The sequence below is a fragment of the Pseudarthrobacter sp. CCNWLW207 genome, assembly GCF_037203945.1.
Classification (GTDB): domain Bacteria; phylum Actinomycetota; class Actinomycetes; order Actinomycetales; family Micrococcaceae; genus Arthrobacter.
On the sequence record NZ_JBBCBS010000003.1, the window covers coordinates 347,701 to 359,967 of the forward strand.

12 protein-coding genes are annotated in these 12,267 nt (G+C 65.1%); 6 read left to right on the plus strand and 6 right to left on the minus strand.

The window, feature by feature from the left end; translation table 11 throughout:
- Positions 1-82 precede the first annotated feature (82 nt).
- From V9L17_RS07315 to V9L17_RS07330, 4 genes are all read left to right on the plus strand, one after another.
- Positions 83-1,777, plus strand: a complete 1,695-nt coding sequence (locus V9L17_RS07315) for a S1C family serine protease (protein WP_337350957.1) — start codon at positions 83-85, stop codon at positions 1,775-1,777.
- A gap of 248 nt (positions 1,778-2,025) precedes the next feature.
- The gene (locus V9L17_RS07320) at positions 2,026-2,826 is read left to right on the plus strand and encodes an electron transfer flavoprotein subunit beta/FixA family protein (RefSeq protein WP_337351036.1); all 801 of its coding nucleotides are present in this window, start codon (positions 2,026-2,028) and stop codon (positions 2,824-2,826) included.
- 14 nt (positions 2,827-2,840) lie between these two features.
- Positions 2,841-3,794: an electron transfer flavoprotein subunit alpha/FixB family protein gene (locus tag V9L17_RS07325; protein WP_337350958.1), complete on the plus strand. Its 954-nt coding sequence runs from the start codon at positions 2,841-2,843 to the stop codon at positions 3,792-3,794.
- Between the two features lie 4 nt (positions 3,795-3,798).
- Positions 3,799-4,578 carry a PIG-L deacetylase family protein gene (locus tag V9L17_RS07330; protein ID WP_337350959.1) on the plus strand — a complete coding sequence of 260 codons (780 nt, stop codon included), beginning with the start codon at positions 3,799-3,801 and terminating at the stop codon, positions 4,576-4,578.
- Positions 4,579-4,654: 76 nt separating this feature from the next.
- Here V9L17_RS07330 and V9L17_RS07335 read toward each other — a convergent pair whose 3' ends face one another.
- From V9L17_RS07335 to V9L17_RS07350, 4 genes are all read right to left on the minus strand, one after another.
- Complete coding sequence (locus V9L17_RS07335) at positions 4,655-5,521, minus strand: anti-sigma factor (protein WP_337345744.1); 867 nt, start codon at positions 5,519-5,521, stop codon at positions 4,655-4,657.
- A gap of 1 nt (position 5,522) precedes the next feature.
- Positions 5,523-6,131 (minus strand): sigma-70 family RNA polymerase sigma factor, encoded by a 609-nt coding sequence (locus V9L17_RS07340; protein ID WP_337350960.1) that lies wholly within the window; start codon positions 6,129-6,131, stop codon positions 5,523-5,525.
- A 242-nt stretch (positions 6,132-6,373) separates the two neighbouring features.
- Positions 6,374-6,841 (minus strand): tRNA (cytidine(34)-2'-O)-methyltransferase, encoded by a 468-nt coding sequence (locus tag V9L17_RS07345; RefSeq protein WP_337345935.1) that lies wholly within the window; start codon positions 6,839-6,841, stop codon positions 6,374-6,376.
- A gap of 22 nt (positions 6,842-6,863) precedes the next feature.
- Positions 6,864-7,826, minus strand: a complete 963-nt coding sequence (locus V9L17_RS07350; RefSeq protein ID WP_337345745.1) for a J domain-containing protein — start codon at positions 7,824-7,826, stop codon at positions 6,864-6,866.
- A gap of 314 nt (positions 7,827-8,140) precedes the next feature.
- Here V9L17_RS07350 and V9L17_RS07355 point away from each other — a divergent pair, with 314 nt between their 5' ends.
- A complete protein-coding gene (locus tag V9L17_RS07355) occupies positions 8,141-8,824 on the plus strand; it encodes a hypothetical protein (RefSeq protein ID WP_337350961.1) in 684 nt (227 codons plus the stop codon).
- Here V9L17_RS07355 and V9L17_RS07360 read toward each other — a convergent pair.
- A complete protein-coding gene (locus V9L17_RS07360; protein ID WP_337350962.1) occupies positions 8,802-9,731 on the minus strand; it encodes a DMT family transporter in 930 nt (309 codons plus the stop codon). The two genes, V9L17_RS07355 and V9L17_RS07360, sit on opposite strands and share 23 nt — an antisense overlap.
- A gap of 40 nt (positions 9,732-9,771) precedes the next feature.
- Between V9L17_RS07360 and V9L17_RS07365 the strand changes: the two genes are divergently transcribed.
- Positions 9,772-11,004, plus strand: coding sequence for a cysteine desulfurase family protein (locus tag V9L17_RS07365; protein ID WP_337350963.1), 1,233 nt, complete (start codon positions 9,772-9,774; stop codon positions 11,002-11,004).
- Here the strand turns inward: V9L17_RS07365 and V9L17_RS07370 are convergent.
- Positions 10,980-12,248 (minus strand): NAD(P)/FAD-dependent oxidoreductase, encoded by a 1,269-nt coding sequence (locus V9L17_RS07370; protein ID WP_337350964.1) that lies wholly within the window; start codon positions 12,246-12,248, stop codon positions 10,980-10,982. The two genes, V9L17_RS07365 and V9L17_RS07370, sit on opposite strands and share 25 nt — an antisense overlap.
- Positions 12,249-12,267: the final 19 nt, after the last annotated feature.

Here is a 12,267-nt window from a genome sequence, read left to right on the forward strand (position 1 = left end):
CAGGAAGCTCCCAGCCAACGTCCGAATTTGTTCCAGCCAAAAGGTTCATAGTTAATGGCAGACGAGGATGAAAGGAAGTCCAATGACTGAGAACCCAACGCCAGGTGCAGCGCCCGAACCCCGGGATCCGCGGCAGCCCGACGCGCCGCAGCCAGCACCGCCGGCCGCTCGCCACCCGGCACCGCTGCACGATCCCGTGTCAGCGGCCCAGGGGGACCAGCAGCCCAATGGTGACCAGCAGCCCACCGAGGCACGGGCGGGCTCCAGCACCGGAGAAAACCCCACCCAAAGGCTCGACACTGAGCCCACAACCGGCTACCCCACCCAGCAGCTTCCCGGCGCCCCCCGTCCGGTCTACCCGCCACGCGAACCCTTTTACGGGGAGCAGAACCACCAGCCCGGCCAACACCAGCCCGGCCAAATCTTCGGCGCGCACAACGACGCTGGCCACAACCAGGCCGGTCCCCACAGCCAGGGCCAGCAGTACCATCAGCCGCAGTATGGCCAGCACGCTCACTCTGCCGGGCAGGGCGGAGGCGGAGTGCCACTGGCTCCGAACCCTGCCGACGCGCCCCGCCGAAAGGCAAGTTTCGGTGTAGGCACTCTCGTGGCCAGTATCCTCGCGGCCGGACTGGTGGGCGGCGGAGTGGCGACGGTGGGTTCGGGCGACCTCTTCGACGGCGGGAATTCCTCCGCTGTCGGCAGCAGCCAGCCAGAAACGGTCATCGTCAACAATAAAGACGACGTCAACGCAATCACCGCGGCTGCACTGAAGGCTTCCCCGAGCGTGGTGACCATCAGCGCCAGCAGTGGCAGTTCAGGCGGTACGGGCTCGGGCATCATCCTGGACGATGAAGGCCACATCCTGACGAACACCCACGTAGTGACCCTGGATGGAGCGACGGCCAACGCGGCACTTGAGGTCCGTACGAGTGACGGCCGGGTGATCACCGCAAAGCTTGTGGGCACCGACCCGCTCTCCGACCTCGCAGTCATCAAGGTGGACGACGCCTCCGGCCTGAGGCCCGCGACCCTCGGGGACTCCGGCAAGCTCAACGTTGGGGACACGGCCATTGCCATCGGCTCCCCGCTGGGCCTCACCGGAACAGTGACGGACGGAATCGTTTCCACCCTGAACCGGACCATCAGCGTGGCGTCGTCAGCGGCGCCGAAGGACGGGGACGAGTCCGAAGGCGACGACGAGGGCGGCTTCAAGTTTGCGCCACCGGGCGGTGGCCAAAGCCAGCAGCCGACGGACCAGGGCTCCATTTCCATCAATGTGATCCAGACGGATGCGGCCATCAACCCCGGAAACTCCGGCGGCGCGCTGGTCAACAGCAAGGGCGAGATCATTGGCGTCAACGTTGCCATCGCCTCGGCGGGATCCGACTCCTCCTCCAGCGGCAACATTGGTGTGGGCTTCAGCATCCCCATCAACCACGCCAAGCGCGTGGCGCATGAAATCATCGACACCGGTAAGGTTTCCCATGGCCAGCTGGGCGTCAGCGTCAAGGACAAGTCATCCACCTCATCCTCTTCAGGCTTCTCTGTCGGTGCCGACGTCGCTACGGTCGAACCGGGTTCGGCAGCAGCGAATGCCGGCATCAAGGTGGGCGACGTCATCACGCGCTTCAACGACCTGACCATCAGCGAACCCAACCAGCTGACTGCCGCGGTCCGCGAGCAGGCCGCCGGCGCCAAGGTCAAGATCACGGTCCAGAGGAACGGCCAGGAACAGACGCTGGATGTTACGCTCGGCGCCGCAGCCGAGCAGTAAGTCCCCGGCACCTGTTCTGCCAAAAAGTAGTTCCGACGACGGTGGGCCTCCCTGGAAAGGGGGGCCCGCCGTCGTCATTTCTGCTCCATAGGCAAACCGGTTGACACAGGCGTTAACGCGACGTCGCCGGGGTACTTCTATATGGTTAGCTAGGATCTACCCGTACCCCGGGCGTTCCGCGGCCATGACCTCACCCGGCTGGCTATCCACAAGCATGGAAGGCTGCTGTAAATACAGTGGAAGAGACATTGAAGATCATCGTCCTGGTCAAGCATGTACCGGACGCCCAGTTCGACCGGCACCTCAACGGGGAGGGCTACACCACGGACCGTGACGAAAGCATCCTGTCCGAGCTGGACGAATACGCGCTTGAGGCAGCACTGCAGCTGGCCGAGGCCCGGGGCGGCAGCAAAGCCGGAAACCAGGTCATCGCCCTCAGCATGGGACCCTCCGGTGCCGTGAACGCCGTCAAGAAGTCGCTGCAGATGGGCGCCACCGAAGGCGTGCACCTCACCGATGACGCCCTGGCCGGCTCGGATGCCGCCGCCACCTCGCTCGCCCTTGCGGCGGCCATCCGCCACCTCGGCGCAGGAGCCCGCGTGGACCTTGTGCTGACCGGAATGGCCTCCACCGACGGCGAAACCTCCATGGTGCCAGCACAGCTGGCAGAACGGCTGGGCCTGCCGCAGGTTACCTTTGCCTCGTCCCTGGAGGTCGACGGCGGACGGCTCACCGCGCGCCGCGACGCCGACACGTACTCCGAGACCGTCGAAGCGCCGTTGCCGGCGGTGGTGTCGGTAACCGACCAGATCAACGAGCCCCGCTACCCCAACTTCAAGGGCATCATTGCGGCCAAGCGCAAGAGCATCACTACGCTCTCACTCGCGGACATCGGAGTTGATCCCTCGCAGGTGGGTCACGCCGGATCGTGGACCACGGTGACGTCGGCAGAGGAACGCCCGCCCCGCACCGCCGGCACCATCATCACCGACGAAGGCGACGCCGGCATCAAGCTGGTGGACTTCCTGGCCGCCCAGAAGCTGCTCTAAGAGGGATCACAGACATGGCAAACGTACTTATTTTCATTGACAACCCTGGCGCCGCGCTGAAGAAGAGCAGCCTCGAACTGCTCACGTTGGGGCGTTCCCTGGGCGAAACGGCAGTAGCTGTCAACGGCGAGCTCAGCAGCGACGTGGCGGCAGCCTTCGCCGAATACGGCGTCAGTAGCGTCTACCGCCCGTCCGCCCAGGACCTGGACGACTACCTGGTGGCACCGAAGGCCGCCTACCTGACAGCGGCGGCCCAGACGGCCGGAGCCACCACGGTGCTCCTGGACAACTCCCCGGAGGGCAAGGAAATTGCCGCGCGCCTGGGGATCCGGCTCTCGGCGGGCGTCATCACTGATGTAGTGGCCGTGGACCAGGACGGTACAGCACACAAATCGGTCCTCGCTGGTTCCTACAACACCGCCGCGAAGACCACCACGCCGGTCTCGGTGCTCACAGTCAAGGCCAACAACGTCACGCCCGAGCCCGCTGCGGCGCCTACTGCTCCCGAATCGGTCACGCTTGACGTGCCGGCTGACAGCACTGCGGCCGCCGCGCGCATCACGGCCCGTGAGCAGAAGGTTGCCAGTGGCCGGCCCGACCTCACCGATGCGCGCATCGTAGTGGCCGGCGGACGCGGCGTGGACGGCGACTTCGGCCCTGTCGAGCAGTTGGCCGACGCCCTCGGAGCAGCCGTCGGCGCCTCCCGCGCGGCGACCGATGCGGGCTGGATCAGCCATGACGCCCAGGTGGGCCAAACCGGCAAGACGGTATCCCCGCAGTTGTACATTTCTGCGGGAATTTCCGGAGCCATCCAGCAGAAGGCCGGGATGCAGACGGCCAAGGTGATTGTGGCCGTGAACAAGGATGCCGAATCGCCAGTCTTCGAGATCGCCGACTTCGGCATTATCGGGGACCTCTTCGACGTTCTGCCCCAGGCCACGGAAGAAATCAAGAAGCGAAAAGGCTGATTCTTTGACCGATCCTGCTGTTTCAGCACAGAGCCCGTTCAACCCCGCAACGCACCGGGTTGGGCGGGTGCTCTGTTTCGCGGCCCATCCTGACGACATCGACTTCGGCGCCGCTGGCACTATTGCCGCTTGGACTGCAGCGGGGGTGCAGGTGAGCTACTGCATCATGACCGACGGCGATGCCGGCGGCTTCGATCCCGCCCACCGGGCGGACATCATCGCCCTGCGCGCGGCGGAACAACTCCGGGCAGCGGAACTCGTTGGGGTCTCCGATATCCATTACCTCCATCAGCGGGATGGCTACCTGGAGCCCTCACACGAGGTCATGAAGGGCGTGGTCAAGCTCATCAGGGAACTCCGGCCCGACGTTGTGCTCGCCATGCATCCGGAGCGCAACTGGAAACGGATCCAGAAGAGCCACCCGGACCACCTGGCTGTCGGCGAGGCGGTCACGCGCGCCGTCTACCCGGCGCTGGAGAACCCCTTTGCGTACCCGGAACTCGCCGAAGCCGGCCTGGAAGCCTATAAGCTCCCGTGGTTGTGGCTGTACGCGGGCCCGGAAGAACGGGAGAACCACTTCGTGGACGTTACCGACCACGTGGACACGAAGTTGAAGGCGATACACGTCCATGTCAGCCAGCACCCCGACGTTGAGGTCATGGAGGCGGCTGTCCGCACCGGGATGCAGGCAAATGCCGGGCGGGCAGGGCTGCCGGCCGGGCGCAGTGCCGAGGCATTCCACGTGGTGGCAGTCAACGGACCAGGAACGATCGCCGGCTTTTAGAGCCAACTAGGTAGCAGCAGATGTCGTTATGAGCCCTCATAACAGCATCTGCTGCTACCTAGTTGGGCTCGTGGGCTCAAGTGCTGAGAGGTGCGGCAGCAACTGTGGGGAACGTGGGGGAGGACGAGCCTCCCACGGGTTCCACCGTGATGCCAAGGGCCGCCGCCGAAGCGATGCCCTTCACCACGGCAGGCTTGGACAGCGCCGCTTCGTCCATCAGCCCCTGTGAAACCGGCGCCGAACCGTCCTTGGGGATCAGCCACATCTGGTAGACCTTGCCGGCCGGCGGTGCGGGAACCCCGTTCATCTTGACCACGACGGCGTCTTTGGAGGACGAAATCAGGACTGTGGCGGTACCTCCGGCGGAGACCGGCACCGACGCCTCACGGACGTCTTCTGCGCGGATCACCTGGTTGAGCGGATCATTCTGGTCTGCAAGGTAGGCGCCCACGCCCACGCCGCCAAGCGCGATCACGGCCGCTGCGGCAACACCGGCGAGCCAACGGCGGGCACTGCCCGGCCGGCGTCGATCTTCCCTGCGCTGACGGGCTGCGGATAGTTCGTCGCCGTCCACCGCGGCTGCAGGCTGATGCAACGGTACGGCCGGTGTGGCCTCCGGCGCGGCCGCGGCTGCCTGACCGGAACCCTGGGCCGGAAGCTGTGCGATGATACGGGCAAAGAGGTCCGACGGCGGCTCTTCCTCGGCAGTGAACGTCTTCGCCAGCGTTTCCCTGGCTTGGCGCACCCGCTCCTGGAATAATCTCCGTTCAGCCTCGGGGGCTGAGGAGATGTATTGGTCAATCGCCGCGCGCTCGGCGTCGGTCACCGCATCAAGGGCGTACAGTTCCGCCAGGTCGACGGCGCGGCCCGACGCGAGGTCGGCCGGCACGGTCTCGCCGAACGTTCCCCGGCCGCTGCTGCCCTGACTATTCATTTCTGTCATCTCAACTCACCCCCAGACAGGTCTTCAATCGGATCAGTCCATCGCGGATGCGGGACTTGATGGTGGGTACTGCTGCATTGAGCCGTTCCGCGACTTCCCTGTAGGTGAGTCCGCCATAGTAGGCAAGCCGAACAGATTCCTGCTGTGTTTCGGTCAGTGTCTCCAGGCAGCGGACCACGGCCTCGGCCTCGAGTTTGCTGCCCACCTCGTCGGACACGGAATCGTGGTCGATGTCCTGGCTGCTCGCGCCGTACCGGGCTTCGCGGTCTGTTGAGGACTGCGAAGACCGTACTTTGTCCACCGCCCGCCTGTGGGAGATAGTCATCAGCCACGAGAGTGGACTTCCGGCGTCGGGGTTGAACTTCGCGGCGTTCTGCCAGACCTGGATGAAGACCTCCTGGGTGGTGTCCTCACTGAGTTCCGGGTCAATCAGGACCCTCCGGGCCATGCCAAAAACACGGCGGGACGTCAACTGGTAAAACTCCGCGAACGCGTCCTGGTCGCCCTGGGCGATGCGGCCCAGAAGTGTGGCAAGGCGTTGGCTGACGTCGGTCGGTGACTCTGTGACGGCTGCAGGGGCCTCATAATTCGGCGCGTTGGGAGTTTCCATCACTTCCAAGCATAGGTGTCCGGGCATTGGTTCAGGAGCAGCCAGGCCCAGGTTGCCGCAGGTGCCCAGCAGGCCTGGCAGATCCGTGCTCCTTGCGGCCTCCGCTGCCCTCACCTGCCGCTCCTTGTCCACTGTGGAATGTCTCAGGAGTGATTCGTGCCAGGAAGGTGTGTGGATTGGCCGGTTCAGGAAAAATCCGCCAACCTCTGCAGTGGCGCCGCGATCCGCCTTGGGCGGCCTGGTCAGGTTTTGGCTCCGGCGAATCCTTGCTGCCGCCACGCCTCATAGACCGCGATGGAGGCAGCATTCGCGAGGTTAAGCGACCGAAGCGCTGGGAGCATGGGCAGCCGCACCGTGGAGGTCACGTGGGGGTCGTGTTTGATGTGTTCAGGCAAGCCAACGGACTCCTGGCCGAACATCAGGACATCACCGGGCTGGTAGGCGATGTCCGTGTAGCTGGCGGCCCCGTCCGAGGTGAACGCGTACACACGCTCAGGCTCGAGCGCGATCCAGGCGTCTTCGATGCTCTTGTGGACGGTCACCACGGCGAGGTCGTGATAATCCAGGCCGGCGCGGCGGAGCTTGGCATCAGAAAAATCGAACCCCAGGGGTTCCACCAGGTGCAGCTCGGCACCGGTAATGGCTGCGAGCCGGATGGCATTGCCGGTGTTGCCCGGAATTTCGGGGGAGTGGAAGAGGATGCGGAACACCATCCCATCCTAGCCACTGCGGTCAGTGCATGCCCCGCAGAAGCCTGGCAAGCACTGACACATTGACGGTGTTGGGTACCGGGCCTGAGGAGAGGAACTGCTTGAGGCCGCGGACCAGCCCGGCAGCGTTTACTACCTGGACCGTCTCGAGGGCATCCGCGGACCTTCTGTGGCGGTCGATCACGGGCTCATGCAGGTTCCCGTCGGGGCTGTGCACAACGGTCCAGCCGGTGACGTTCATTTCAGGGAAGATGTCCTGCATTGCGCGGACAACGTGCGCCAACTGTGGAGGAGGGATGGAACGCCCACCATGGTTTAGGGTCCTGCCGTCCCAGGCGTACGCGCCTTTGGGCAGAAGCATGGAACCTATAACCGCCAGGCGGTACCCGGACAGCAGCACATGGTCGATGTGGCTGTTGTCAGCCGGTGACTGTAACCCGTTGATCAGCCGTGCGGCCGGTATTGCAGGCAGGATCTGCCTGCTGATGAGCTGAACGGTCCGCATTTCGCGCTGGATGCGGGCATCGGCTCCGAAGATGCCGCGCTTCCTTGGCATGCCGTGCACCTGTTGGCTGGCCTGGACGAGCGGAATGAGCGGGACCGCGCCGGCCCGCTCGAATGCGGCCGGGTCGTAGGGCGGGATGTAGACAGGGGCGTCGCCGGCTGTGTTGCGCGGCGTGTTGGGACGGTGGACCGTGGCTGAAGCGTGGCTTCCGGCGGCCGGCGCGTCAAAGTGCGGACCGGCATCGGCGTTGCCCGAATCGCCCCCGGTCCCGGCAGCGTAGGAGCGGTCGTAGGCGCTTCTGCGCTTGGGATCGATGAGTGTTTCGTAGGCTGCGGTGACGCGGCGGAAGGCGGCAGCGTCACCGCCGTGATCGGGATGAGCCTTGCGGGCCGCACGGCGGTAAGCAACTTTGATCTCTTTATCAGTGGCTGTCACGGCGATACGGAGCACCTGGTAATGGGAGTTGCTGCTCTCGGTCAAGCACTTGTCCTTTTGTTGGTGTGGCCAGTCCACAGCGGCGGGGAGGGCCCATAGTCAGGTAGGCCCAGTTTAACGGCCCATTCTGACAACGTCCGCGCCGGCAGTTGAGGTTCCCGTGGCTGGCATCATCGGCGCCAGTGGATGTGGATTACGCCTGATGCGCGGCCCGACGGCGGATCCTGGCGTAGCTGCCAGGGCCGCAGTCGGGCCTGTTTCCTTTCCGCACTGAAGGACCTCCGCGACGTTTAGACTCTTTGAGGGGCGGAGCGAAGTACGCCCGAGGCGCCGGACAGCCGGCCAGGCATTGGGGTGGAATGAAATCACGGGGGACCACAGCAACGTCCGCGACGACGCTGCTCACCGCATCTTTGTTGGGTGCCGCAGTACTGGGCGGCTGCAGTATTGACATCCAGGACCCGTCCGCCCCCAGGGTGGAACACTCGACCCCCGGACTGGCCACCCCCACCATCACCCCGGGCCATGACGCCGAGGCGGTGGCAGCCAAGGACCTTCCCTTGGCCGCCGGCGGGACACTGGCGCCCGGAACTCCTGTGGGCATTTCCGACGGGCTGAAAGACGCGCCGGGCTGGAAGCCAGTCAAGGAAAACGTCGCGGGGGAGAGCCAGTATGCCAAGAGCGATGGCTGCCTCGTCGCCGCGAAGGTGCGGACGAACCAGACCCCTCTGGTCGCCACTGATGACCGGGCCTCCACAGTTGGCCTCTTCGCCTACCTTGATCCGAGCATCCTCCCTGAATACCTCAAGACGGAAACCCTGCGCTGGGGCGGAGAGCCGGACAAGCCCGGCCCCCGTGTTGAGGTGCTCGTGCTGGAGCAGCCAGTTGCGCCGGGAGCGAAGGCGACGGCCGTCATGGCCCGTTTGTTTAGTATTCCGTCCTCGTCCGTCTACATTTCGGTTTCGTGCCCCGACGCGTCCACGCTGGCAGCGGCGCGACAGGACGTGGCCGCCCGCCTGATCATCGTTCCCCCATCCACTTGAGCCCTCTCTCTTTTCCTGGCTTGATGCCAGGGGATCTTCCGGAGGGACGTGCGCTGGTGAGCATAACGCCGCCGACCACCAGCAGGCCGCCCAGGATTTGGGGCAAACTGATGGCCGCGCCCAACAGGACAGTGATGACGGCCGTAAAAACCACCATGAGGTTGAGGTAGTTGCCCGCCGTCCCAGGGGCAGTCGTCTTGAGGGCCAGGTTCCACAGGAGGTAGGCGCCGAGAGAGGGGAAGACCGCGATGTAAGCCAATGACCAACTGCCGGCTGCCGTCCCGGGCAGCTGTGCTCCTGTTGCCACGGCGACCGGAGCAAGGACCACAGTGGCCATCGCAACCTGAACTGCCGTAGCGGAGATCGCAGGGACCGGCAGGCGGCGGGCGATGATGGTGTAGAAACTCCACACGGCAACAGCGCCCAGCATCAGGAGTTCGCCCAGGTTGAAAGAAAACCTCAGCAACCGCTGGAAGTCACCGCCGGTCAGGACCAGCAGAACCCCGGAAAGCCCCAATCCGATGCCTCCCCAGCCGAGGACGCCGGGCCGGTCGCCGAGCACCACTGCAGCCAGGACAACGATCAGCGCAGGGTTGGCCGCCGTGATGAGCGAGGCATTCAAGGCGGATGTGTGCAGCAGTGCGGTGTAAAGAAGCAGCGTGTAGCCCCCCATGCCAAGGAAGCTAAGGAGCAGCAGCGTGGGCCAGTATCGCAGGACAGCCCGCCAATCGGGGCGGTCCACTATCTGGGCCAAGGCCAATAACGGCAGGGCAGCGAACGCCCAGCGCCAGAAGGTCAGTTCCACTGGAGTCATCGACGTCACCGCTGCCTGTCCCACCACAAAGTTCCCGGACCAGAAGAGCGTGGCCAGGACAAGGAAGATGGAGGCTTTGGGGGACGTTTTCACCGCTCGAATCTATACCAGGGACGGCGGCTAGAATTGATGGGTGCCCGTTTACCTCGATCATGCAGCAACCACGCCCCTCTCCGCAGAGGCGCTGGCTGCCCTGACCCGGGAGCTGGCCCGCACCGGCAACCCGTCTTCCCTCCACGGTTCCGGCCGCCGGGCGCGCAGATCAGTTGAAGACGCCCGGGAAACCCTTGCCGCAGCCGCCGGGGCGCACCCCTCCGAAGTCATTTTCACGTCCGGCGGTACGGAGGCCGACAACCTGGCCGTCAAGGGCCTGTTCTGGTCCCGATCGGGTGAGAACCCCGCCCGGCGGCGCATTCTGTGTTCCGCCGTCGAGCATCATGCCGTGCTGGACACCGTGGAGTGGCTGGAACGGCATGAAGGTGCTGTGGTCACCTGGCTCCCGGTGGACGGCGACGGCGTCGTTGACCTTGCGGTCCTCAAAGCAGAACTGGCGCGGGAACCGGAAACCATTGCGCTGGTGACCGTAATGTGGGCAAACAACGAGGTGGGCAGCATCCAGCCCATCCCGGAAATCGTTGAGCTGGCCCACGCAGCCGGCGTGCCGGTCCATTCGGACGCAGTCCAGGCTTTTGGCTCGCTGCCCATTAATTTCAAGGCGTCAGGGCTGGATGCGATGTCCGTTTCCGGCCATAAGATCGGCGGGCCCGTTGGGGTTGGGGCATTGTTGCTGGGACGTGCAGTCAAGCTGACCCCCGTGCAGCATGGCGGCGGCCAGGAGCGGGACGTCCGCTCCGGAACCCTGGACACTGCTTCCATCGCCGCCTTCGCTGCGGCGGCCGAAGCCGTAACCGTCAGCCTTCCCGAGGAATCAGCCAGGATCACAGCACTCCGCGACCGGCTCATCGACGGCGTCCGGCGGTCCATCCCGGAAGCCGTCCTTCGGGGAGCCCCTGATGGGGGACGGCTACCCGGCAATGCGCATTTCACCTTCCCCGGCTGTGAAGGCGACTCCCTGCTCTTCCTTTTGGACCTCGCCGGGGTGGAATCGTCCACCGGATCTGCCTGCACAGCCGGAGTACCGCGGCCCTCGCACGTGCTCCTCGCCATGGGACTGGACGAGGAAACCGCCCGCGGCGCGCAGCGGTTCAGCCTGGGCCACACGTCAACGGAAGCAGATGTTGACGCGCTGCTTGCGGCACTGCCGGATGCCTATTCCAGGGCTCGGGCGGCCGGGATGGCCGGGCACGAATCCTCCATCCAAACCGCAGGGACAGTGGCTCGTCAGGCCTCCGGCAGGAGCACCTGATCCAGGCCAGTTGAGGCGTCTGCAAGCCGCTCGGGCCCCACGGGGTGGCGGCCCGAGATGAGGGCCTTGATGACCTTCTGCGCGCCGGGGCCCTCCGTGCGGGGCCAGTTGACGCTCATGCCGGCCACCACGCGGGAGTCGCGCTGCCAGAACGCGATGAATTCCTTGTCCTCCAGCGAACCCCGGATCACCGGTTCCGTGCCGGTTGCCAGAGCGGGGAAGCCTGAGTATTCCATGCTGACCTCGAACTGGTCCGTGTAGAAGTACGGGATGGTGCTGTGCGTGGCGTCCTGGCCCAGCATCGCCCGGGCTGCCACCTTGCCGCCGTTCAGGGCGTTGGACCAGTGCTCGCTGCGGTAGTGCTCTCCGGTGAACGGGTGCAGGGCGTTGGCAACGTCTCCTGCCGCGAAGATCCCCGGAACGCTCGTCCGCAGGGACGCGTCGGTGAGGATGCCGTTGTCTACTTTCAGCCCCGCAGTGTGTGCGAGACCGACGGCGGGTTCAACTCCCACGGCAATCACCACAACATCGGCAGGGAGGACTTCCCCGCTGTCTGTGACCACTGCAGAGACGGCGCCGTCGGAACCCCTGAGTTCGTGGGCTGACGCCGGAAGCCTAAAGTCCACGCCGTGGGCTTCATGAAGCGATCGGAAGAACCGGCCCAACTCCGGGCCGATCGCGGCGCCCAGCGGAACGTCCTCCAAGCCGAGCAACGTGACGTTGTTGCCATACGTAGCCGCGGCTGCTGCCAGTTCCATGCCTATCCAGCCGGAGCCGATCATCACTACGTTCTTTCCACCCTGGTCCAGGGACTTCCGCAGCCAGCGGCTGTCATCAAGGGTGCGGAACGTGGTGACCCCTGATAACTCGCTCCCCGGCAGCGGAATGGTGCGCGGTACCGCGCCAGTGGCCAGCAGCAGCGACTGGTACGGCAGTGCCGTTCCGTCGTTCAGCAACACCGTGCCCGCGTCCGGCCGTATACCGGTGACGGACGCGCCAAGGCGGAGGTCGACGTCGTTCTCCTCGTACCAGTCCCGCGGCACCACCGCGGCTTTGTCTTCGCCTTCCTTGCCCAGCAGGTAGTCCTTCGAGAGGGGCGGGCGAATATAGGGGTTGTGGCCTTCGCTGCCAATCAGGATGACGGGGCCGGAGTATCCCTCGGACCGGAGCGTACGCGCAGCAGTGGCACCGGCCAGGCCTGCCCCTACGATCACGATGTTTCCGTCAACCTGTCCTGCTGCCATGGTGCCTGCGCCTCCTGGG